Below are 22,380 nucleotides of genomic sequence, written 5' to 3'. Positions count from 1 at the left end.
TCTCGCCCCGAACGCCGGTCCGCGGCAGCTCGCCAAGGCCGAGGCGAACCTGCAAGGCTTGCTGAATCCCGACGGCAAGGAACCCAAAGATCCTGAGCCGAAGGAACCACGCCGCGAGATCACCCTGGAGCGGCGCAAGGACGGCTTCTGGAAACTCACCGGCCTGCTCGATGACGAGACCGGGGCCCGGACCGCCGCAGCGCTGGAAGCACACGCCCAGCCGCGGCCGGTGGACGAGTTCGGGCAGGCAGATCTGCGGATGAAGTGCGAACGCATGGGAGATGCCTGGGCCGAACTCCTCGACCTGGCCATCGCGTGCCCCGACCAACCGGGCACCAGCGGCTACCGCACCTTGGTGCATGTCACCGTCGGGCTTGAGGAACTGAAGTCCGGTCTCGGGACCGCGTGTCTCGACTTCGTGGGGACGATGACGGCACGGGAAGCCCGGCTCGCCGCCTGCGACTGCCTCATGCTGCCGATCGTGATGAGCGCCTCGGGGGAACCCCTGGACATGGGTCGCCTGAGACGGTTCGTCACTCCCGGCCAGAGACGTGCGTTGAACATCCGCGACGGTGGCTGTGCCTTCCCGGGGTGTCATCGGAAACCCAAGAATTGCCACGCCCATCACATTCATCACTGGGCAGACGGCGGGCCCACGGATCTCCGGAATTTAGTCCTGCTGTGCGGTTTCCATCATCGGTTGATTCATCACGGTGATTGGGAAGTCCGGATGGCGGCCGATGGGTTACCGGAGTTCATCCCACCCCAATACCGAGATCCGCTCCGAAAACCCCGGCGTAACACCCTGCACCACGTCTGAACCCGAGGAGCCCGTCGGCCACACCGGCGACGGGCCTCTCGTCATGCCCAGCGCCGGTGGCGAAGCACGCCCTAACGGGCGACCACCGTGACCGGTCCGATCACGCACGACTGTGCGGATTTCGGGTCATCCAACGCCCCAAAATCCACACAGTCCGTCGTCACCGGACCGATCACAACCGCTCCCAGCGCGTACTCTGGCCCACGGCGCTCCTCACCGCCGACAACGCTCCGAACGCGGGCTAACGCTCCCCCCGAATTGTCCGCCGCAGCTTCGGCACCCGCTCGTGCAACGTCCGCTCCGCCCCGCGCTGCGTCGGCTCGTAGTAGTCCCGCCCCACCAGCTCGTCCGGCGGATACTGTTGCGCCAGAACACCTTCCGGCACGTTGTGCGGATACCGGTAGCCCTTCGCGTTGCCGAGTTTCTCCGCGCCCGCGTAATGCCCGTCGCGCAGATGCGGCGGCACCGTCCCGATCCGCCCGGACCGGACATCGCTCAGCGCGGCGTCGATGCCGGTGATGACGGCGTTCGACTTCGGCGCCGTCGCCAGGTGCACGGTCGCCTGCGCCAGCGCGAGACGGCCTTCCGGCATGCCGATGAACTGCACGGCGTGCGCCGCCGCGACGGCCGATTGCAGTGCCGTCGGGTCGGCCATGCCGATGTCCTCGCTCGCGTGCACGACCAGGCGCCGGGCCAGGAACCGCGGGTCCTCCCCCGCCTCGATCATCCGCGCCAGATAGTGCAACGCGGCGTCCACGTCCGACCCTCGGATCGATTTGATGAACGCGCTGATGACGTCGTAGTGCTGGTCGCCGTCGCGGTCGTAACGCACCGCCGCCTTGTCCACTGTGGACTCGACGATGGCGAGATCGATCGTCTTGGCCTCGGTCGCGCTCGCCGCGTCGGCGGCCGCTTCCAGCGCGGTGAGCGCTCGCCGCGCGTCACCGGAGGCCAGCCGCACCAGATGCGCCCGCGCGTCCTCGGTCAGGGTGAGTTCGCCGCCGAGACCGCGTTCGTCGGCCAGCGCGCGCTCGATCAGCGCGACGATGTCGGCGTCGGTCAGCGGCCGCAGCTGCAGCACCAGCGACCGCGACAGCAGCGGCGAGACCACCGAGAACGACGGGTTCTCCGTGGTGGCGGCCACCAGCAGCACCGTCCGGTCCTCCACCGCGCCGAGCAGGGCGTCCTGCTGGGTCTTGGAGAACCGGTGGACCTCGTCGATGAACAGCACCGTGTTCTCGGCGTTGTAGTTCCGGCGGCGGCGGGCCTCCTCGATGACCCCGCGCACCTCCTTCACCCCGGCCGACAGCGCCGACATCGCCACGAACCGGCGACCGGTCGCCGCGGAGACGAGGTTCGCCAGCGTGGTCTTGCCGGTACCCGGCGGGCCGTAGAGCAGCACGGAAGCGGGGGCCGCGCCTTCGACGAGCCGCCGCAGCGGCGCACCCTCACGCAGCAGGTGCTGCTGGCCGACGACCTCGTCGAGCGACCGCGGCCGCATCCGCACCGCCAGCGGCGAGCCCGCCGGAACAGCGACCTCCCTCGGCTCGGCCGGCTCCGGCGGCGGACCGAGGTCGGGGTTCACGGTGAAGAGTTCGTCCTGTGCCACGGTGTCGACGGTAGCCGTACCCACCGACGGTTCCGGCCACAGGTCAGCGCAGCCGCTCCCGGAACGCCTGCCACATGATCACGGCCGCGTACGGCACGAACTCGCGCCCCCGCCGCCACACCCACGGGATGCCCTTGAGCACCAGCCAGCCGACGTGCCCGGCGGTACTCGGCTCCACGCCTCCCGAGCAGGTCAGGCTCACCGGCCGCGGCACCGCGAACCCGGCCTCGGCGAGCCGTTCGGTGAACCCGGTCGCCAGCATCCGGTGCCCGAGTTCCGACGGGTGCAGCCGGTCGACGCTCCACGCGGTGAGGTCGTAGGCGCCGGGCAGCAGTTCGAGGTCGAGACACGGCACGCCCTCGCGCTCGACGACCCCGTCGATGGCGGCGTTCAGCTCGGCCACGCGCTCGCTCAACGCGCGCCGCAGCGACTGCGGGAGGCGGAACACCTTCCCGTGGTCGTGGTAGCGCACAGGGATCACGACGGTGCCGACAGCGGCCAGCGAACGGATCACCTCGGTGAGGTCCGCGGCGATCTTCTCGGCGCTGAAATCGGGGCGCAGCGTGTCGTTCATGCCCGCCACCACCAGCGCGACGTCCGGCCGATGCGCGACGGCCTCCGGCAACTGCTCGGTCAGCACGCAGCCCATGCGCGCCCCGGTGAACGACGGGTTCAGGTAGCCGTCCGGCTCGACGCCGAGCGCGTCGGCGACGAGCGGGCCGACCCCGCGCCAGCCACCTCGGCCCGGCAGCGGGTCGCCCAGGCCCACGGCCGTCGAATCGCCGAGCACGACCAGTCTGCGCGCGGACCGCGGGACCGCCGGTGCGGGAGGAAGAAGGGGTTCGGGACTCGGGGTGACTTCGACACTGATCACGGTCACGGTAGCCACCATCGGCCACGCAGACTCACCCGTGGTGATGCCTGGGTAACGCGGCGAGGACGGTCGAGCGAAAAGTCCGTGCGGCGGTTACCGGAACGCGGGATAGAACGCGAGATCGGCGTGCGGCCCGAGCCGGGCGCCGAGGGCCGCGGCGACCCTGGTGGCGTGCTCGGAGATATGCGTCAGCCGCGCGCGCAGCGAGTGTTTGGCCAGCTCCCGCCACCAGGTGACCAGCGCGGCCTCCCGGCTGATCGGCGTCGCGTGCCGGTCCAGGTCCAGTTCCGGGAGGATCTCCCAGGTGAGGACCCACAGCAGGAGAAGCTGACCGTCCATCAGGTGCTCGGCCAGCGCGTCCTCGTCCGCCAGCCCCGGCCAGACCGAGACGACCTCGGACCGCCAGGCCGCGATCATCGCCTCGCTCATCCCCGGCGGCAGGGCCAGCGCGTCCGCGCTCGACGCGAACGGGAGCCGCAGGTACGCCACGTCCATCAGGGTGCTGCGCACCCGGCCGCGCTCGAAGTCGAGGAACCGCACTCCGCCGCTGGTCACGAGGTTGTTGTCCGGGCTGAGATCGACGGGGCTGAACGCGCGGTACGACGGCGCGCCCGCCCGCTCGGCGACCTCCATGACCCGCTGTTGCACCGGCTCCGGAGTCTCGACGTCGAGCAGTTCCTCCAGCAGGCCCGGCAGTTGCGCGCAGACCGCGGGCAGTGGCGCGTCCTCGTTCTTGACCGGGCCTCCCAGACGGCGCAGCAGCGCGTTGAAATCGGGCTCGCGGCTCGCGGTGGTCGCGTGCAGCCTGCCCAGCGACCGGGCCCAGGACAGCAAGGCGCGTTCGGCACCGCGGGCGTCACGGGCGTGGAGCTTGTCGTGCAACGTCGGGACGCCGCCGAGGTCTTCGATCACCAGGACACGGTCCCGGCCGTCGTGCGCCAGCAGCTCCGGGCACATCCGGTCCTCCGGCGCGAGCGCGGTGAACAGCTGGTAGCTGACCGCCTCCTGCGCGAACGGATCGGGCCGTCCCGGTTCGGGTGGATCGGGGTAGTGCTTGATGACCAGGGTGCGCGGCAGCGCGAACGGCGACGACGCCACCCGCGCCCGCACGACCGTGGCCGGGCCACTGCCGGCGAGGTCTTCGGGGGCGACGAGGGTGATCGCGCTGCCGAATCGGCGCGTGAGGACCGACTCGCCGGCGGCGACCGCGGCCGCCACGGCGAGGGTTTCGGCTCCAGCTCCGACGGTCGAATCGTCGGCAGAGGAGGTATCGACTGTCATTGCCACCGACCCTACTCGTGACTGAGCAACCATGACCACTGAGATCCGGGCAATCGCGCGCACTGGCGCGATCCGGGGATCATCCGCGTGAAAGCGGACGTTCCGTCACCCTCGATCGTTGCCCACGACGGCGCAATGTCAGCACAATGGCCGCAGCTGCAACGATTCCGATGAGATTGACCAGCAGCTGGCCCGCCGAATCGAGACACCGGTCCCATTGACCGGCAACCGCCGCGACCACCGCGTAGCCCGCCGCGGGAACCGTCGTCACCGAGATGAAGACGCCCACGAGCGCGGCGGATTTGGCCGAGGTCATGGAAAGCATGCCCGCGGCACCGGCGAGGAGCGCGACGATCAGCGACGCGATTCCCACCTGGTAAACGAAATCGACCTCGTGGTTGTCCGCGAGCTTGCTGACCTCGAGCACCCCGGTGGCGTTGCCGGCCAGCACCACACCGAGGGTGATCACCATGGCGATCGGGAACCCGGCGAGCAGCGCGACGGCGCCCTGCTTCACGAGGTCTCCCCGCCGGAGCACCAACCCGACGGCGATGGCCGCCAGCGGCCCGAATTCCGGCCCCACGACCATGGCGCCGACGATGGTGACGGCCGAGTTCGTGATGACACCGACCGCCGCCAGCAGGCACGCGATGGTCAGGAATGCCTGAAATGTCCAGGTGAGCCGGGACTCCTCGCCGGAACGGCCGACGAGTTCCTGCCACACCACCGCGTCGGCGCCTTCGCCCGGCGCGGCCTCCTCGGCCTTGTCGGCGGCGTCGGACACCGCGGTGTCCAGCGCTTCCAACGTGATGCCGCCGGTGTGGTCGAGGTCGAGCCCGCACAGCGACTCGATGATCTCGTCGGCCGCCTCACGGGCGATGTCCGCCTCGATCAGGTCACCCTCGGGCGCGACCGCCACCCCGTGATGTACCACGAGGTGCGCGGTCCCGGTGTGCGCCCGCAGGATCCGGATCGCTTCGCCGGTCCGGTCCGGCGGGCACACGGCCCTGAGGTGAAGCATCAGTTCTTGACGGGCGGCGCGGGCTTGGCGTCGATGCCCGCCTCCTTGCGCTGCTCCGCGGTGATCGGCGCGGGAGCGGCGGTCAGCGGGTCGAACCCGCCACCGGTCTTCGGGAACGCGATCACGTCACGCAGCGACTCGGCCTTGGCCAGCAGCATGACGATCCGGTCCCAGCCGAACGCGATCCCGCCGTGCGGCGGCGGGCCGAAGGCGAAGGCGTCGAGCAGGAAGCCGAACTTCTCCTGCGCCTCCTCCTCGGACAGGCCCATCAGCTCGAAGACCTGCTTCTGCAGCTCCTGCTGGTGGATACGGATCGAGCCGCCGCCGATCTCGTTGCCGTTGCAGACGATGTCGTAGGCGTAGGCCAGCGCGTTGCCGGGGTCGTCGGCGAGTTTGCCGATCCACTCCGGGGTCGGCGAGGTGAAGGCGTGGTGCAGCGCCTTCCACTTGCCGCCGCCGACGGCGACGTCGTCGGACTCCTCGGCCGAGATGAACATCGGGAAGTCGACGACCCAGACGAACGACCAGGCGTTCTCGTCGATCAGGCCGAGACGGCTGCCGATCTCCAGCCGGGTGGCGCCCAGCAGCGCACGCGCGTCGGCGGGCTTGCCGGCGGCGAAGAAGACGCAGTCGCCGGGCTTGGCGCCGACGGCCTCGGCGACCGTCTCGCGTTCCTTTTCCGACAGGTTCTTCGCGACCGGCCCGCCGAGCGTGCCGTCCTCGTTGACCAGGATGTACGCGAGCCCGCGGTGTCCGCGCTGCTTGGCGAAGTCCTGCCAGGCGTCGAGGGTGCGGCGCGGCTGGTCGGCCCCGCCCGCCATCACGACGGCGCCGACGTACGGCGCCTGGAACACGCGGAACGGGGTGTCGGCGAAGAACGCCGTCATGTCGGTGAGTTCGAGGTCGAAGCGCAGGTCCGGCTTGTCCGAGCCGTACTTCTCCATCGCCTCGGCGTAGCTGATGCGCCGGAACGGCCGGGGGATCTCGGCGCCGATCAGCTTCCACAGCGCCGTCACGATGTCCTCACCGAGCGCGATGACGTCGTCCTGCTCGACGAAGCTCATCTCGATGTCGAGCTGGGTGAACTCCGGCTGCCGGTCGGCGCGGAAGTCCTCGTCCCGGTAGCAGCGCGCGATCTGGTAGTACCGCTCGAGGCCGCCGACCATGAGCAGCTGCTTGAACAGCTGCGGCGACTGCGGGAGCGCGTACCAGGAGCCGGGCTTGAGGCGGGCCGGGACGACGAAGTCGCGGGCGCCCTCGGGGGTGGAGCGGGTCATGGTCGGGGTCTCGACCTCGACGAACTCCTGGGCGTGCAGCACCTCGCGGGCGGCGCGGTTGACCTCGCTGCGCAGGCGCATCGCGGCCGCGGGGCCGCTGCGGCGCAGGTCGAGGTAGCGGTGCTTGAGACGCACCTCTTCGCCGACGTCGACGCGGTCGTCGATCGGGAACGGCAGCACGGCGGCCTCGGACAGCACCTCGAGCTCGGTGACCAGCACCTCGATCTCGCCGGTGGGGATCTCGGCGTTGGCGTTGCCCTCCGGGCGCTCCGAGACCTCGCCGACGATGCGGACGCAGTACTCGGAGCGCAGCTGGTGGGCGCGCTCGGCCATCTCGCCCTCGCGGAAGACGACCTGGCTCACGCCGCTGGCGTCGCGCAGATCGATGAAGATGACGCCGCCGTGATCGCGCCGCCGGGCCACCCATCCGGTGAGGGTGACCGTCTGACCGGCGTGCTCGGCACGCAAGGTGCCGGCTTTGTGGGTGCGAAGCACTGCGGGTGCTCTCCTTCGGCATCACGATTCTGCGATTCGACGGCGCCGCGGTTCGACTGCTCTGCGCCGACGTCAAAGGCTAACGAATCGCCCGTGATGCCTCGCGACCAGGTGTTCTCAGATCGTCGGCCAGGCCTCCAGCGCGGCGACCATCCGCCGCGTATGCGCCAGATAGCCGGGCACGGACAGGACCCGGCCGTCGATGTTCTCCAGCAGCCAGCCCGAGGCCGCCTCCTGCGACGCGAAGAACTCCGTGCAGACCAGCGCCTCGACGTAGTCCTGGCCGAGGGCCAGGTCGATCCCGGACAGTCGTGACGCGGCGACCACGGCGTGCGGCGGGTCGACGCTCAAGACCCTCTCGCGGGTGAAGTGGACACGGACGCGTGCTCCGGTCGCCGGGCAGACCGCGTCCGCGTGCACGGGTTCACCGGTGGCGACGGCCAGGAGGAACAGGTCGACCCGGTACCGGTCGGAGCCCGCCCGTCCGGCCGGGCGCGAGCCTCGGTCCATCACGACCAGCCCGTCGCGGATGACGAAGCCCATCAGGTCCATCAAACGGTGGGCTTCGGCCGGGTCCATGCCGACGGTGGCGGCGAGTCTTCCGATGGCGATGGGGTGTCTGCCCGCTCTGGTCAGCTTGGTCGCGGCCCAGGCGATGCGGACAGCGGCGGTGCGATCAGTACGGGTGGTCAACAGGCACCTCCTCGCCTTCGTCCCCTTGAGGTTAGGCACGAAAGGGATTTCCGCCAAGCCACTGCGCCGAACGGCCGAATCCGTTGTGCGGTAAGACTTTCGGCCACCCGAGGCGAAAGTGGTGCTACAGCAGTTTGAGCTGCTCGGCAGGAGGCACCACCGCCTCCCCCGCCCGCTGCACGGGCATCGTCACCTGCATCCGTTCCCCGTCGTCCGCACGGGAACCGAAGCCGTGACGGCGCAACAACGGACCGACCCTGGCGCCGAGCCGCTCCCGATAGGACTTCGGGAGATACGCGCCGCGCGAGTACAGCTCGCGGTATTTCGGCACCAGCTCCGGATGTTCCCGGCCGAGCCAGCGCGCGAACCATTCCCGCGCGCCCGGCCGCAGATGCAACGGAAGGACGGTGACCCGCGTGGCGCCGGCCTCGGCCAGCCGCGAGAACAGGGCGTCGAGCGCGGCCACCGAGTCGGTCAGGTACGGCAGCACGGGGGCGACCAGCACCGAACACGGCAACCCGGCGTCGCGCGCCTTGCGGATCAGGTCGAGCCTCGCCCGCGGGCTCGGCGTCCCCGGCTCCAGACGGTGTTGGAGCTCCTCGTCCAGCAGCGCGAGCGAGATCGCCAGCCCGGCGGGCACGTCCTTCGACACCGATTCCAGCAACGGGAGATCCCTCGCCAGCACGGTGCCCTTGGTCAGGATCGACAGCGGCGTTCCCGAATCGGCCAGCGCGGTGATGATGCGCGGCATCAGCTTGTACCGGCCTTCGGCGCGTTGGTAGGGATCGGTGTTCGTGCCCATCGCGACGTGCTCGCGTGTCCAGCTCGGCCGCCGCAGCTGCGCGGCCAGCACCTCGGGCGCGTTGACCTTCACGATCACCTGCGTGTCGAAATCGCGTCCGGCGTCGAAGTCCAGGTACGTGTGGGTGTTCCTGGCGAAACAGTTGTGCGTGACCATGCCGTCGGCGATGAAGTCGCCGGTGCCGGTGGTGATGTCGAACAACGGCAGCTCGATGCCCAGCGGCTCGATGGACGTCACCTTCCGTCTCGTCCGGCCGATGGGGAGACCGTCGAGCGATCGTTTCCAGCCGACGGCGGGGTCTGCGAGATGGAAGAACCGCACCTCCTCCGAGGGGCCGCCGAGGATCTGCACCGTCCACAACGGACGGAACTTGGCGTTTTCGCTTCTGACGTAACGGAAGCCGAAGTTCCCCAGCGCGGAACAGAAGGTCGAGACGATGTCCTGCTCGTCATGGGTGACGCGCAACGCGCCATGCCGGTAGCTCCCGGCGAGATCGAACAACCCGGCCAGGAATCCGCGCAGCCAATGGGAATCCGGCGACGGGGGCACCTGCACGAAGCCGACCGACGCACCGAAATCCGGCAGGTAGCGAAGCGCGCGATCCGCGGCGTCCTTCTCGGCGGAGAACCCGCCGGAGCGCAACATCCCGCACAGGTATCCGGCGCGGTAGCCGAGGGTGTCGTCCGGGGTGCGCGCGAGCCGCCCGACGCCGACGAGTTCGGTGCCGCCGACCAGATGCGGCCGCTGCGCCGCGCCGAACCGGGTGCCGGTGACGTGTTTCCAGCCGCGACCGGTCAGGAACCGGTGATCGCCACTGGCCACGATGGACGTTCCGTCGTCGAGGGACAGGCGGTACGCCGGTTTCAGCGTCGACCAGTGCGCGAGGACCTTCGTCGGCACCAGACGGCGCCCCGCGCCACGCCCGCGCGTCCCGTAGATCGCGTCGCCGGGCGCCAGTTCCGCGAGCGGCTTCGTCCGGCCGTCGGCCATCAGGACCGGCGTGCCGCCCTCGAGGCAGTACGTACACGCGTGAGAACAACCGCGGTACGGGTTCACCGTCCATCCGAACGGGACACCCGAACCCTCGGGCACCTTGTTCAGCACGGATTTGGCGTGCACCTCGTGAAAGGTGACGCCGTCGAACTCGGGCGTGCGCACCGAACGCAGCAGCCCGTCCAATCCGGGCAGTACCGGCTCGCCGCCGTCCGCCCGCTGTCGATCCCATCGCACCCGGCCAGTCGAACACATGTTCTAGACAGGTGTCAAACGTATGTTCGAACGAGGGTGATCTTCGCGGCGTTTAGTCCTCTGGATGCGGTAGTTGCACGCGCAAGGACCGCATCCAGAGGACTAAATGCGAGCTAGAGCTTCCTGATCTCGTCCGCCACGTACCCGGCGGGCTGGATCAACCCCGCGCACCGGCTTTCCCCGCGCGGCGCCGCCGAACGCCGCCGCACCGTCACCGAGTAGAAGTCCTCGCCGCCGCGCACGGTGACGACCCGCGCGTCGGATTCGAGCAGCGGCTCCTCCTGGACTGCGAGCACGTCGTCCAGGCCGGGGAGGTCCAGCCGCCGCCGGAGCGCGATCTCCGCGAACTGCGCCCACGCCGTCCGGGCGGACGTCCGGCCGCGAAGCTGCTCCGGCTCGACCTGACCGCGCAGCGCGGCCTTCGCGACCAGCCCCGCTTCGGCCGGGTTGAGCTGGCCGTGCAGGAAACCGTCGGGGACCACCAGCAGGTTGCCCGCCCAGCGATCGCCGCCGACGTGGCTGACCTCCCAGGACCGGCCGGGATGGTTGGTGTTGAGCGCCGAGGCCAGCGGGCGGCCGAGCACCGCGCAGCACATGTCCTTGGTGCCGTGGGTGCAGACGAGGAACAGCGGCCCGTCCACGCGGGTGCCGAGCCCGCCGGCACCTTCCGCGACGGCTTCGAGGTCCAGTGTGGCCAGTTCACCCAGGTCGTGGATTTCGAGGCGTTCCAGCCAGCGGTTGCCCGGCTCACCCCCGCCGACGTACACGGAACGGGGCCGTTCCGGGTCGCGCTGATGTTTGCCGGGACGGCGGATGAGCAGCGGACGGAGCCCGTGCGACCGTCTCAAGTTCTCGAGCAGCTCGCGTCGCTCGGCGGGGAAGGCCTCGTCGAGGACGTTTTCCAGCGCGTCCGCGGGCCAGGGACCCGGCTGTTCGATGAGCAGCCAGCACCGCATGTCCGCCGCGGTGCCGGCGGGGCTCGCCCCGAGCATGCGCGCGACGGTCGCACAGCCCGGCAACGCGGCGGGCGGCGCTTCCGTGTCCGAGAGCTGAGCGGTCATCGGCCGACCCCTCCAGACCTCACCTTAGGCATGCCTTAGCTTACCCCGTCCGGGCTCCCTTCACACTTCTCGCCTCCTGTGACCTTCAGCCGATCGAGAGCAATCCCTGCGTGGTGAGCTCGCCGAGGAAGGCCCGCACCGTCCCCCGATCGAGTTCGGACAGCTCGGCGAGTCGCTTGACCGCCTGCGGCGAGCCGTCGAGCAGCGCCTTCAGCAGCGGGGTCGCGGCGCTCGCGAAGACGAACCGTTTCCCGTCCGCGAGCAGGATCACCCGGCCGTCACCTTCTTCGAGCACCGCCCTCGGGACGAGGAACCGGACCTCGGTCTCGTCGCCGTCCGGCAGCAGGCCGGGGGTCGCCGCCCAAGGCAGGCCGACGCGCGGATGCGCCGGGGCCGCCGAGTCGCGTTCGGCGAGGAACCTGTCGACGACGTCGGTGGTCAACGTGGCTTCGAGCTCCGCGCGCAGTGCCGCGGCGCGGGCCGCGCGCTCCTCCGCCGTCCCGAACCTCGGCAGGTCCTGCCGGAACGCGGTGCTCGCCCGCAGCTTGTCGGCGAGCCACGAGACGAGGTCGATCCCCGTCGCCGGGCTGAAGCCGAGCGTGAGATGCAGCGACATCTCCCCCACGGCGGTGACGTCGTGCCAGTGCCCGCGCGGGACGTAGAGGACGTCGCCGTCTTCGAGGACGAAGTCGTCGATCGGCTCCCCTGGCCGCTCGGGCTGCTCGACGTCGCGATGCAGCGGGGCGGGCCTGGTCGGGCCGTGCATCCGCCAGCGTTTGCGGCCGGCGACCTGGATGATGAACGCGTCGTGGTCGTCCCAGTGCACGTCGAAACCGTGGGTCACGCCCCAGCCCGCGTACAGGTTGACCTGGACGCTCTCGCGGAGGTCGTGTTCGAGGCTCCTGGCGAGATCGCCGATCGGGTCGCTGAGTTCCTGGATGGCGTCGAGCACCATCGTCGCGCCGCCGCGCAGGTGCTCGGTGAACGGAGCAGCCTGCAGACGGGGGACGGTGCCACTGCGGCGGGTGGGGACGAGATCGGTGTAGCTCTCCATGGGCACCGGGGTGCCATCGAGCGCGAGGCGAAGCCGCGGGAACTCCAGGCGGTGCTGCCGGAGGATCGCGTTCAGCGCCGGCCACGGCAGCAGGTCGGCGAACCGGCCCGCGCGGCCTTCGAAACGGCGGTAGGTCTCGCCCTGGACGTCTTGGAAGAACTGGCTGACCCCGAGCGGAGCCACGAGGTCAGCCAGCGTCGGCGTTTCGGGCACTCAGCCGTCGTTGCCGTCGTTGTCGGCGGCCGCGCCGTTGGCCTTCCCGCGGTCGACCGCGGTCGGGATCTTCTCGACCTCCAGCAGCAAACCGCTGTCGGGAGCCTGCGTACCTGACTGTTCCTGTGCCATCCTGCCACCTTTTTCTAGACGAGCGGACGGACCGAAAATCGGCCTGGAGCGCCGCCAAGCCTACGACACGTTTCGGGAAAATTCACTGTCCAGCAGGGAAAAACGGCCTTGTGAGCGATCTTCGACACCGTGGCGCCGGTTCACCCGGACAGCGGTTCTAAGCTGGCATTCATGGCTGAACCGGCATCCGTCCCGAAGTGTCCTTCGGCGACGCGCTGGGACGTCCTGGCGGTCATCGGCGCGGGCGGCGCGCTGGGCAGCCTTGCCCGCTACGGCCTCTCCGTCGCGATCCCCCACTCTCCCGGCCGATTCCCGCTTTCCACCTTTGCCACCAACGTTTCCGGCTGTCTGCTGATCGGCGTCCTGATGGCGGTCATCACCGGCGCCACGAGCCCGCATCGGCTGCTGCGCCCCTTCCTCGGAGTGGGGATCCTGGGCGGTTACACCACGTTTTCGACCTATACGACCGAGACACTCGATCTTGTGACCACCGGGCATGCGTTCACCGGATTGTCGTACGCGGCGGGTAGCGTGGTCACCGCCCTGGTCGCGGTCCTGATCGGCGGGGAGGCGACCCGGGCCTGGCTGAACCGGACGGGAACGAAACCATGAGGCTCTCCGGGCGCGCGTTACGGCTGTCGGTCCACGTGGGCGAGGACGACGTCTGGCACCACAAGCCGCTGTACCACGAGATCGTGCGGCGGGCGCACGACGCCGGGCTCGCCGGCGCTTCGGTGTTCCGTGGCATCGAGGGCTACGGCGCGAGGTCGCTGATCCACACGACCCGGTTGCTCTCGTTGTCCGAAGACCTGCCGGTGCTGATCGTGATCGTCGACGAGGAGGAGCGGATCCGGGCGTTCCTGCCCCAGCTCGACGAGCTGATCGACGAAGGCCTGGTGACCCTCGAAGAGGTCGAGGTCATCCGCTACGTGGGCCGGACGGCGCCGTGACCGTCCTGTTCGTCGCGCTCGGCGGTGGTCTCGGCGCGATCCTGCGCTACCTGACCGACAGGCGCGTCCAAGCCTGGCGCAATTCAGCGTTCCCCTGGGGCACGCTCACGGTGAACGTCGTCGGCTCGGCGATCCTCGGCGTGCTGACCGGCTGGGCACTGCACGGCGGGCAGCCGGACGCGGTCCGCGCACTGCTGGCCGTCGGTTTCTGTGGCGGGCTCACGACATTCTCGACGTTCGGGTACGAAACCCTGCGCCTGTTCACGGAGAAGGCGCGGCTCTACGCCGTCGTCAACGCCTGTGTGACGGTCTTCGCCGGGTTGGCCGCCGCGGCCGCGGGCCTGCTGGTCGCCGCCGCCGTCTGGCACTGACTCAGTCTTCGGGCGCCATCCGCCATGCGGCCGCGGCGATCGCCTCGCGCTGCTCGGCCGGGAGGTCGGCCGCCATCTCCTCCAGCTTCTCGACGACGCCTTCGTGGGCGGCGTTCGCGAGCCGGAGCCCTTCTTCGGTCAGCGTGATCTTCAGCGCGCGGCGGTCGCCGGAATCCGCGACCCGCTCGACGAGCGCGCGCCGCTGCACGCGGTCCACCAGGCCGGTGACGCTGGACTTCTCGAGGTTCAGCATCTTGCCGAGGTCGGTCATCCCGACCCCCGACTCCCCCTGTGCCAGCACGCAGAGCAGCTGCGCCTGCTGCGGCGTGAGGTCGTGAGACCGGCCGACGTCGATGAAAGCCCGCTGCACGAGATGCGAAAGCCGCACCAGCGCGGTCGCGAATCCGAGGTCTTCGGCCGTGGTCATGACCGAAGTCTACTTGACGATCGTTCGGAGTACGAACTACTGTAGTTCGCAGTACCAACATTACGCACTACGAACTAGGGGATCTCATGACCACGACCGTGGCCGTCATCGGCGGGGGATACGGCGGCACGACCGTCGCCAAGGAGCTGGACTCGTTCGCCGACGTCGTGCTCGTCGAGCCGCGCGAGGACTTCGTCCACCACGTCGCCGCGTTGCGCGGGCTCGTCGATCCCGAGTGGACGGATCGGCTCTTCTACCCGTACGCCGGGCTTCTCGAGCGAGGGCGGGTGCTGCGCGACCGTGCGGTGAGCGTGGACCAGGGCGGCGTCACGCTCGCGTCGGGTGAGCGGCTCGTGCCGGACTACGTCGTGCTGGCGACCGGTTCGGCGTACCCGTTCCCGGCGAAGATCGATTTCCACGACAGCGCTTCGGCGAAGGCGAAGATCCGCACCACCCGGGAGGAACTCGCGGGAGCGGAGAAGGTGCTGCTGCTCGGCGCAGGCCCGGTGGGCCTCGAACTGGCGGGCGAGATCAAGGCGGTGTGGCCGGAAAAGACCGTGACGATCGTCGACCCGGCGACGGAGATCCTGGCGGGTTTCCCGGACGAGTTCCGCGCCGAGATCCGCCGTCAGCTCGACGATCTGGGCGTCGAACTCCTGCTCGGCACTTCACTGACCGAGGCCCCCGTCTCGGAACCGGGGCAGGCCAAGACGTTCACGTCGGGGCTCACCGGCGGCGGCGAAGTGACCGCCGACCTGTGGTTCCAGTGCTACGGCGGCGCGCCGCACACCGCGTACCTCGACGGCGAACTGGCCGCCGCGCGGCAGGCGAACGGGCAGGTCGAGGTGACGCCCGAACTGCGTCTCCCGGGGCAGCCCCGCGTGTTCGCGCTCGGCGACATCACGGCGCTGCCGGAGGGGAAGCTGGCGAAGGTGGCCGGTGACCACGCGGAGGTCGTCGTGGCCAACATCCGGGCGCTGATCGAAGGCGGCGAACTGCGCACGCACACCCCGGGCGGGCCGATGATCTCGTTGCCGCTCGGGCCTTCCGGGGGCGCGACCTACGCCGAGGAGGTCGGCGTCCTGGACGCGGCGACGACGTCGGAGATCAAGGGGTCGCACATGATGGCGTCGCGGTACGACGAGCTGTTCAACGTCGCCTGAGCCGCCCCTCGCGCGCTAGGAACGGTCCTTTCCTCGCAAATTTTGCAAGGAAAGGACCGTTCATTGCATCCGGTGACGCGATCAGGACCGCGGAGCGAGACCCCGCACGTGCGCGAACGGGTCCTCACCCGTCGGCAGCAGCGCGATGATCGGCGTCGTCAGCCCGTTGTCCACATAGGACTGCACCTGCTCGCGGCAGGATTCGAGGCTGCCGTGCACGATCAGGTCGTCGACGACCTCGTCCGGGATGACCTGGTTCGCCTTCTGCCGGTCGCCCGCCGCCCACGCCTCGTGCATCGGTGCGAGCGCCTCACCACGGCCGAGCCATTCGTGGAACGCCGCGTACACCGGCACGGTCAGGTAGCTCGAGATGAGCATCCGGCCGAGCCCTCGCGCGGCGTTCTTGTCTTCGGTGGGGCAGACGAAGATCCGCGCGGCCAGTTCGACGTCCGGCCCGATTTCCGCCCGCACCTTCGGCACGTCGGAAGCGGCGAGCCAGTTGGTGATGGCGCCGTCGGCCTCCTTCGCCGCCAGCCGCAGCATGCCCGGCCGGAGCGCGGCGAGCATGATCGACGGCGGCGGGTCGGTGGGCCGCTCCAGCCGGAACTTGCTGACGGAGAACGACTCGTACTGCTCGGTGACCTTCTCCCCCGCCAGCGCCGAACGCAGGAAACGCAGGGTGTCCCGCGAGCGCGCGAACGGCGCCTCGAACTCGGCGGCGTTCCAGTTCTTCACGATCACCGGCGACGACGCGCCGATGCCGAGCACGAACCGGCCGGGCGCCAGTTCCGCGACGGTCGCCGCGCTCATCGCCAGCAGCCCGGGCCCGCGCGTGTACACCGGCACGATCGCGGTGCCCAGCCGCAGCTGCGGCGCCCACTGCGAAGCCAGCACCAGCGGCGTGAAGGCGTCGTGACCCGCCGTCTCGGCCGACCACGCGTCGGTGTAGCCGAGATCCGGCAGTTCCCGCACCATCTCCTCGTGCGCCGCGAGCGGCACCCCGGTCAGCGGAATGGTGATGCCCCACCGTTTCATGCGTTCTCCTCGCTCTTGACCGCGGCACCGGACAGCTCACGCACGATCCAGTCCACCTGCGTGCGCATCAGGTTCTCCGCGACCTCTTCGGCCTGCGGCGTCATATGCGTCGCGCCGGCCAGCGGCAGGAACACGTGCGCGCGTCCCTTGGCCAGCAAGGCCGACGACAGGCGCAACGAGTGGGCGACGAAAACGTTGTCGTCGGCCAGCCCGTGCACGATCAGCAGCGCCCGCGAGAGGTCACCGGCGCCGGCGATCAGCGAGTTGTGCTCGTACGAAGCCGTTTCTTCCTGCGGCAGCCCGAGATAGCGCTCGGTGTAGTGCGTGTCGTACAGCGACCAGTCGGTCACCGGGGCACCCGCGACACCGGCGTGGAAGACGTCGGGACGCCGCAGCACGGCCAGCGCGGACAGGTAACCGCCGTAGGACCAGCCGCGGATCGCGACCCGCTCCAGGTCCAGTTCCGGATGGAGCGCGGCCGCCGCGTGCAGCGCGTCGACCTGGTCGGCGAGGGTGACGTCGGCGAGTTCGCCCGCGATCTCCTTCTCCCAGGCCGAACCCCGGCCGGGTGTCCCGCGCCCGTCGGCGACCAGCACCGCGAAACCCTGGTCCGCCAGCCACTGCGGGGTCAGGAACGCGTTGCGGGTCTGCAGGACACGCTGGGCGTGCGGGCCGCCGTACGGGTCGAGCAGCACCGGGAGCTTGCCCTCGCTCTCCTCGTACCCGGTCGGCAGCACCAGCGCGGCGCGCAGGCCCCGCTCCCCCAGCGTCAGCCAGGTCAGGTTCGGCACGACGTCGGGGTCGACGGTGAAGGAACCGATCCGCGCCACCGTCTTCTCGCCGGACACGACGGTCACCACCGGGCCGCTGCGCTCCAGGCTCCACGACGAGAGCACGGTCAGCGAAGCGTTGCCGGAACCGACGTGCACACCGTCCTCAGTGGACAGACGACGGAGCTCGCCGCCCTCGGTGCGGAAGACGTGGATCTGCGTCGGGTCGGCCTCCGAGGCACTGAACAGCACCTCGTCGCCGACGTGCAGGATCGAGCGCACCTGCAGTCCCGGCGGGGTGACGGCCACGCCGTCCACGACCAGCCGGTGGTCGCCGTCGGCGGCGCTCTCGCGCACCAGACGGCCGTCGGCGGTCCACGCCGGGACACCCGCAGCGAGCTCGACCCAGTGCTCGTCGGTTTCGGTGTGCAGCAACTCGACGGAACCGGTCGCCGGATCGACCGCCTGGATCTGGAGTTCCCGCTGGTCACGCGACTGGACCGACAGCAACGGCCTGCCCGCGGCGGACCAGTGCACCGCGGCCAGGTACTCCCAATCGGTCTTCTCGACGTCGACGCGGGAGCCGTCGAGGCCGAGGATCGCCAGCGTCACGTCCGCGTTCGTGGTGCCCGCGGCCGGATACGCGACGACGTTGGCTGCCGACTGCGGGTTGGCCGGGTCGGCGATCGTCCAGCGCGGCACGGCCGCCCGGTCGGACCGCTCGGCGAGCAGGCTCTTCCCGTCCGGCGACCACCAGTAGCCGCGGGTGCGGCCCATCTCCTCGGCCGCGATGAACTCGGCGAGGCCCCAGGCGATGTCCTCCCCCGCCTCGTCGACAAGCGGGCGGTCTTCCCCGGTGGCCCGGTCGATCACCCGCAGGCGCCGGTCGCGGACGTAGGCGACGTGCGTGCCGTCCGGGCTGGGCCGCGGGTCGACGACCGAACCGTCGACCAGAACCGCGACCTCGCCGGTCGCCAGGTCGAGGGTGTGGAGCTTGCCCGAGAGCGAGAACGCCGCGACGGTGAAGGCGTCGTCGACCGCGTAGCCGACCACGCCGCCGCCGGTCTCCCGGCTGCGCTCGCGGCGGGCACGCTCCTCCGGCGGCAGGTCCTCTTCGCCGGGCAGCAGCTCGGCCGCGTCGACCAGCTTCGTCTCCTCGCCCGACGCGACATCGAACGACCACAGGCTGTGCCGCGGGTCGGTCCCGGACTCGGTCCGCAGGAACAGGATGCGGGAGCCGTCCGGGGCGACCTTGAACTCTTTGGGCGCGCCGAGGGTGAAGCGCTGGGTGCGGGCCTGGCGGCGGAGGAACGGGAGATCTTCGAGGCTGTTGTCGGTCACGTCCGCACTCTTTCAGACGATCAAGTGCGGACGCCAACGCCTTCGAGCTTCTTCAGTTCGGTCTCGGGGTCGAAGTCGGCGGGCGGGAACTTCGGGTCCATCTCCTCGATCGTCTCGATCAGCAGCCGCGCGACCAGCCAGTTGCGGTACCACTTGCGGTCGGCCGGGACGGCGTACCAGGGCGCGGCCGCCGTGGAGGTCTTGGCGAAGATGTCGGCGTAGGCCTTCTGGTAGTCGTTCCACTGGGCGCGCGCGTCGAGATCGGCGGGGTTGTACTTCCACCACTTCGCCGGGGTCTCCAGCCTCGCCTTGAGCCGCTTCAGCTGCTCCTCCGGCGAGATGTCGAGGAAGACCTTCACGATGGTCGTCCCGGCCTCGGTCAGCTCCTTCTCGAACGCGTTGATCTCGGCGTAGCGCTTGCGCCACTCCGCGGCGGGGACGAGCTTCTGGACGCGCGGCACCAGGATGTCCTCGTAGTGCGAACGGTCGAAGACGCCGACCTGCCCCGGCACGGGGAGCTGTTTGCGGATCCGCCACAGGTAGTGGTGGCGTGCCTCGGCCGCGGTCGGCTTCTTGAACCCGGCGTACCGCACGCCCATCGGGTTGACGAGGCCGAGGACGTGGCCGACGGTGCCGCCCTTGCCGGAGGTGTCCATCCCCTGCAGGACCAGCAGGAGGCTGCGGTTCCCGCCGCCGACGCCCTCCGCGTACAACGCCTCCTGCAGTTCGGCGAGCCTGCTTCCGGCGTCCGCGAGGTCTTTGAGCCCCTTGGGCTTCTTGGTCGGCCCGATCGGGAACGAGCCCGGATCATGCCGCTCGCCGCCCTTGCCGATCCTCAGCGTGTCCCGGACGGAGACGGTGTCCTTTTTCGCCATCCGGCGACGATAACCGCGGTCCGGGTCCCGCGCCTCCGGTGATCGAGAACCGCCATGCACGATTTCGCCACCCGATGGAGTCGATACGCAACGAACAACGGGTCAAAGCAACGTTTCCCGGATGAAAGCAGCCGGATGGGCATCTAACCTGAACGCATGACGACCGCCGACTTCATCGCGCTCGACGAGCAGTGGAGCACGCACAACTACCACCCCCTGCCCGTGGTGATCGCCACCGCCGAAGGCGCCTCGGTCACCGACGTCGAGGGCAAGACCTACCTCGACTTCCTCTCCGGCTACTCGGCGCTGAACTTCGGGCACCGCCACCCCGGGCTCATCGCCGCCGCGGTCGAGCAGTTCGGCCGGGTGACGCTGACCTCGCGCGCCTTCCACCACGACCAGCTCGGGCTGTTCTGCCGGGAGCTCGCCGAGCTGACCGGCACCGAGATGACCCTGCCGATGAACTCCGGCGCCGAAGCCGTCGAATCCGCGGTGAAGATCGCCCGGAAATGGGCGTACCGGGTCAAGGGCGTCCCCGACGGGACCGCGGAGATCGTCGTCGCGGGCTCCAACTTCCACGGCCGCACGACGACCATCGTGTCCTTCTCCACCGACGAGACCGCGCGCGCCGACTTCGGCCCGTTCACACCGGGCTTCGTCACGGTGAAGTACGGCGACGCCGAAGCGCTCCGCGACGCCATCACCGAGCGCACCGCCGCGGTCCTGCTGGAGCCGGTGCAGGGCGAGGCGGGCGTGATCGTGCCGCCCGCCGGCTATTTCGCCGAGGCGCGGCGGCTGTGCGATGAGCACAACGTCCTGCTGATCGCCGACGAGATCCAGTCCGGTCTCGCCCGCACCGGCACCGTCCTCGCGCTCGACCACGAGGGCGTCCGCGCCGACGTCTACACGCTGGGCAAGGCGCTCGGCGGCGGCATCATGCCGGTCTCGGCCGTCGTCGGGAGCAAGGACGTGCTCGGCGTGCTGCGGCCGGGTGAGCACGGCTCCACCTTCGGCGGGAACCCGGTCGCGTGCGCGATCGGCCGCGCCGTGGTGGGCCTGCTGAAGACCGGCGAGTTCCAGGAGCGCTCGCGGGAACTGGGCGCCCACCTGCACTCGCGGCTCGGCGAACTGGTCGGGAACGGGCTCGCCGAGGTCCGCGGGCGCGGGCTCTGGGCGGGCATCGACATCGCGCCCGGCGGGCCGACCGGCCGCGAGGCGTCGACGGCGCTCGCCGAACGCGGCGTGCTGTGCAAGGAGACGCACGACCACACGCTGCGGATCGCGCCGCCGCTGGTGATCAGCCGTGAAGAGCTCGACCGCGGTATCGACGCCATCACGGAGGTCGTCAAGACGCGGTGAACCTTTCGGACGGGTTGTACGTTGCCTGTCCATGGGAGAAGAGCGGGAGTGGGTGGAGCGGCCGCTGGTCGGCACCGAGACGGTGTCGCCGGAGGACTGGTCCGCGAGGGGTAAGGCGCTGCGGGCCGAGGCGCCGACGTCCGCGCACGATCACGCGGCGGCGGGCGAAGGACGGCCGAGTGTGGCGGAGTTCTTCGCGCGGAGCAACGAAGGCCGCCTGCCGGAGCTGGTGGAACTGCGGCGCGAGCGCATGCTCGCGTCGCCGTTCACCTTCTACCGCGGGGCCGCCGGGCTGATGGCCGCCGATCTGGCGGGTTCGCCGGCGTCCGGGCTGACGGCGCAGCTCTGCGGCGACGCGCACGCCGCGAACTTCGGGCTGTACGGCACGCCCGAAGGCCAGATCGTCATGGACATCAACGACTTCGACGAATCGGTGCCGGGCCCGTGGGAGTGGGATCTCAAACGGCTCGCCGCGAGCCTCGTCCTGGCCGGACGCGAGGGCGGCATCGGCGAATCGGGCTGTCGTGAAGCCGCCGAAGACGCGGTGAAGTCGTACCGGCGCACCATCCGGGGGCTGGCGGAGCTGCCGTTCCTGCGGTCGTGGAACGCGTTGCCGGACGCGTCGGTGCTGAGCAAGGTGCGCGCGCACGACCTGATCGACGACTTCGAGGAAGCGGCCGAGAAGGCGCGGAAGAACACCAGCGCCAAGGTCACCGCGAAGTGGACCAGGCGGATCGACGACCACGAGACCGGGCTCGAACGGCACCGCTTCGTCGAAGACCCGCCGGTGCTCACGCACGTCGACGACGCGACCGCCGAGGCCGTCGTGACCGGCCTGGTGTCCTATGTGGACACGCTGCGCGAGTCGCGGCGGACGCTGATCTCGCGGTACCGGGTGTCCGATGTGGCGTTCCGGGTGGTCGGCACCGGCAGTGTCGGGTTGCGCAGTTACGTCGCGCTGCTGCACGGGAACTCCGGCGAAGACCTTGTCCTGCAGGTGAAACAGGCCAACCCGTCGGCGCTCGCGCCGTTCCTCGGCCTGCCCGCTCCCGAGCACGAGGGCCGCCGGATCGTCGAGGGCGCGCGGCTCGTGCAGGCCGAAACGGACATCCTGCTCGGCTGGACGACCATCGACGGCGTGCCGTACATCGTCCGGCAGTTCCGGAACCTCAAGGGCGACATCGACCCGGCGGAGCTGAAGAAGGACCACCTCGACGACTACGGCCGCCTGGCCGGCGCGTTGCTGGCTCGGGCGCACGCGCGGTCACTGCACCCGCGGATACTGGCGGGCTACTTCGAGGACGACGAAGACCTCGATGAGGCCATCGGCGCCTACGCCATGCGGTACGCGGACCAGACCGAAGCGGACTTCGAGGCCTTCCGCGCCCTCTGACCCCGCCGCATTTAGGGGTCCTAACAGAATGAGTGGGCTTTGAGTCTGCGCCAGCAGATGATGGCGCAGCCGAGGGTGAGGAAGCCTTGGTGGAGGTCGTCGCGGACTTCCCAGCG

General features: G+C 70.0%; 21 protein-coding genes. 7 read left to right on the top strand and 14 right to left on the bottom strand.

Going from position 1 to position 22,380, the window contains the following annotated elements; all coding sequences use genetic code 11:
* The coding region (locus ACSMFO_RS39895) for a DUF222 domain-containing protein (RefSeq protein ID WP_436462510.1) at nt 1–820 on the top strand (820 nt) is incomplete at its 5' end.
* A 241-nt stretch (nt 821–1,061) separates the two neighbouring features.
* Here the strand turns inward: ACSMFO_RS39895 and ACSMFO_RS39890 are convergent.
* The 10 genes from ACSMFO_RS39890 to ACSMFO_RS39845 form a co-directional block, all read right to left on the bottom strand.
* On the bottom strand, nt 1,062–2,429 hold the full coding sequence (locus ACSMFO_RS39890; RefSeq protein ID WP_360133976.1) for a replication-associated recombination protein A: 1,368 nt from the start codon (nt 2,427–2,429) through the stop codon (nt 1,062–1,064).
* Between the two features lie 43 nt (nt 2,430–2,472).
* Complete coding sequence (locus tag ACSMFO_RS39885; protein ID WP_360133973.1) at nt 2,473–3,321, bottom strand: SGNH/GDSL hydrolase family protein; 849 nt, start codon at nt 3,319–3,321, stop codon at nt 2,473–2,475.
* Between the two features lie 75 nt (nt 3,322–3,396).
* Nucleotides 3,397–4,584, bottom strand: a complete 1,188-nt coding sequence (locus ACSMFO_RS39880) for a phosphotransferase (protein WP_037343865.1) — start codon at nt 4,582–4,584, stop codon at nt 3,397–3,399.
* Between the two features lie 79 nt (nt 4,585–4,663).
* Complete coding sequence (locus ACSMFO_RS39875) at nt 4,664–5,605, bottom strand: DUF389 domain-containing protein (protein WP_436462509.1); 942 nt, start codon at nt 5,603–5,605, stop codon at nt 4,664–4,666.
* A complete protein-coding gene (aspS, locus tag ACSMFO_RS39870) occupies nt 5,605–7,377 on the bottom strand; it encodes an aspartate--tRNA ligase (RefSeq protein ID WP_436462508.1) in 1,773 nt (590 codons plus the stop codon). The genes ACSMFO_RS39875 and aspS overlap by 1 nt, the downstream gene beginning before the upstream one ends.
* 117 nt (nt 7,378–7,494) lie before the next feature.
* Nucleotides 7,495–8,070 carry an organomercurial lyase gene (gene merB / locus ACSMFO_RS39865; protein WP_038515664.1) on the bottom strand — a complete coding sequence of 192 codons (576 nt, stop codon included), beginning with the start codon at nt 8,068–8,070 and terminating at the stop codon, nt 7,495–7,497.
* 124 nt (nt 8,071–8,194) lie between these two features.
* Nucleotides 8,195–10,102 carry an intein-containing Rv2578c family radical SAM protein gene (locus tag ACSMFO_RS39860; RefSeq protein WP_360133961.1) on the bottom strand — a complete coding sequence of 636 codons (1,908 nt, stop codon included), beginning with the start codon at nt 10,100–10,102 and terminating at the stop codon, nt 8,195–8,197.
* A 131-nt stretch (nt 10,103–10,233) separates the two neighbouring features.
* Complete coding sequence (locus ACSMFO_RS39855; RefSeq protein ID WP_436462507.1) at nt 10,234–11,181, bottom strand: sucrase ferredoxin; 948 nt, start codon at nt 11,179–11,181, stop codon at nt 10,234–10,236.
* A gap of 85 nt (nt 11,182–11,266) precedes the next feature.
* Complete coding sequence (locus tag ACSMFO_RS39850) at nt 11,267–12,448, bottom strand: cupin domain-containing protein (protein WP_436462506.1); 1,182 nt, start codon at nt 12,446–12,448, stop codon at nt 11,267–11,269.
* A complete protein-coding gene (locus ACSMFO_RS39845) occupies nt 12,449–12,580 on the bottom strand; it encodes a hypothetical protein (protein ID WP_005157133.1) in 132 nt (43 codons plus the stop codon).
* A gap of 171 nt (nt 12,581–12,751) precedes the next feature.
* Between ACSMFO_RS39845 and crcB (ACSMFO_RS39840) the strand changes: the two genes are divergently transcribed.
* Genes crcB (ACSMFO_RS39840) through crcB (ACSMFO_RS39830) form a run of 3 tightly spaced genes read left to right on the top strand, consistent with a single transcriptional unit; the run spans nt 12,752 to nt 13,901 of the window.
* Nucleotides 12,752–13,192: a fluoride efflux transporter CrcB gene (crcB, locus tag ACSMFO_RS39840; RefSeq protein WP_436462505.1), complete on the top strand. Its 441-nt coding sequence runs from the start codon at nt 12,752–12,754 to the stop codon at nt 13,190–13,192.
* Nucleotides 13,189–13,530: a DUF190 domain-containing protein gene (locus tag ACSMFO_RS39835; RefSeq protein WP_436462504.1), complete on the top strand. Its 342-nt coding sequence runs from the start codon at nt 13,189–13,191 to the stop codon at nt 13,528–13,530. Before crcB (ACSMFO_RS39840) ends, ACSMFO_RS39835 begins: the two co-directional genes overlap by 4 nt.
* Nucleotides 13,527–13,901, top strand: coding sequence for a fluoride efflux transporter CrcB (crcB, locus tag ACSMFO_RS39830; RefSeq protein ID WP_436462503.1), 375 nt, complete (start codon nt 13,527–13,529; stop codon nt 13,899–13,901). Before ACSMFO_RS39835 ends, crcB (ACSMFO_RS39830) begins: the two co-directional genes overlap by 4 nt.
* A gap of 1 nt (nt 13,902) precedes the next feature.
* On the opposite strand, the gene ACSMFO_RS39825 is transcribed toward crcB (ACSMFO_RS39830), so the two are convergent.
* A complete protein-coding gene (locus tag ACSMFO_RS39825; protein ID WP_378411296.1) occupies nt 13,903–14,328 on the bottom strand; it encodes a MarR family winged helix-turn-helix transcriptional regulator in 426 nt (141 codons plus the stop codon).
* A gap of 86 nt (nt 14,329–14,414) precedes the next feature.
* Between ACSMFO_RS39825 and ACSMFO_RS39820 the strand changes: the two genes are divergently transcribed.
* Entirely contained in the window at nt 14,415–15,491 is a 1,077-nt protein-coding gene (locus tag ACSMFO_RS39820) for an NAD(P)/FAD-dependent oxidoreductase (protein ID WP_436462502.1), read from the top strand.
* 81 nt (nt 15,492–15,572) lie between these two features.
* On the opposite strand, the gene ACSMFO_RS39815 is transcribed toward ACSMFO_RS39820, so the two are convergent.
* Genes ACSMFO_RS39815 through ACSMFO_RS39805 form a run of 3 tightly spaced genes read right to left on the bottom strand, consistent with a single transcriptional unit; the run spans nt 15,573 to nt 19,512 of the window.
* Nucleotides 15,573–16,526 (bottom strand): LLM class F420-dependent oxidoreductase, encoded by a 954-nt coding sequence (locus ACSMFO_RS39815; protein WP_436462501.1) that lies wholly within the window; start codon nt 16,524–16,526, stop codon nt 15,573–15,575.
* Nucleotides 16,523–18,637 (bottom strand): prolyl oligopeptidase family serine peptidase, encoded by a 2,115-nt coding sequence (locus tag ACSMFO_RS39810; RefSeq protein ID WP_436462500.1) that lies wholly within the window; start codon nt 18,635–18,637, stop codon nt 16,523–16,525. The genes ACSMFO_RS39815 and ACSMFO_RS39810 overlap by 4 nt, the downstream gene beginning before the upstream one ends.
* Before the next feature lie 20 nt (nt 18,638–18,657).
* Nucleotides 18,658–19,512 carry a PPK2 family polyphosphate kinase gene (locus ACSMFO_RS39805; protein ID WP_436462499.1) on the bottom strand — a complete coding sequence of 285 codons (855 nt, stop codon included), beginning with the start codon at nt 19,510–19,512 and terminating at the stop codon, nt 18,658–18,660.
* Nucleotides 19,513–19,668: 156 nt separating this feature from the next.
* Here ACSMFO_RS39805 and rocD point away from each other — a divergent pair, with 156 nt between their 5' ends.
* Complete coding sequence (gene rocD, locus ACSMFO_RS39800) at nt 19,669–20,871, top strand: ornithine--oxo-acid transaminase (RefSeq protein ID WP_037343845.1); 1,203 nt, start codon at nt 19,669–19,671, stop codon at nt 20,869–20,871.
* Nucleotides 20,872–20,902: 31 nt separating this feature from the next.
* Nucleotides 20,903–22,264, top strand: a complete 1,362-nt coding sequence (locus tag ACSMFO_RS39795) for a DUF2252 domain-containing protein (protein ID WP_436462498.1) — start codon at nt 20,903–20,905, stop codon at nt 22,262–22,264.
* Nucleotides 22,265–22,380 lie beyond the last annotated feature (116 nt).

Origin of the sequence: Amycolatopsis sp. w19, assembly GCF_051373225.1 — a bacterium.
GTDB classification, from domain to species: Bacteria; Actinomycetota; Actinomycetes; order Mycobacteriales; family Pseudonocardiaceae; genus Amycolatopsis; species Amycolatopsis japonica.
Note: the sequence above shows the minus strand (reverse complement) of the source record. Positions and strands in the feature narration are given on the sequence as shown.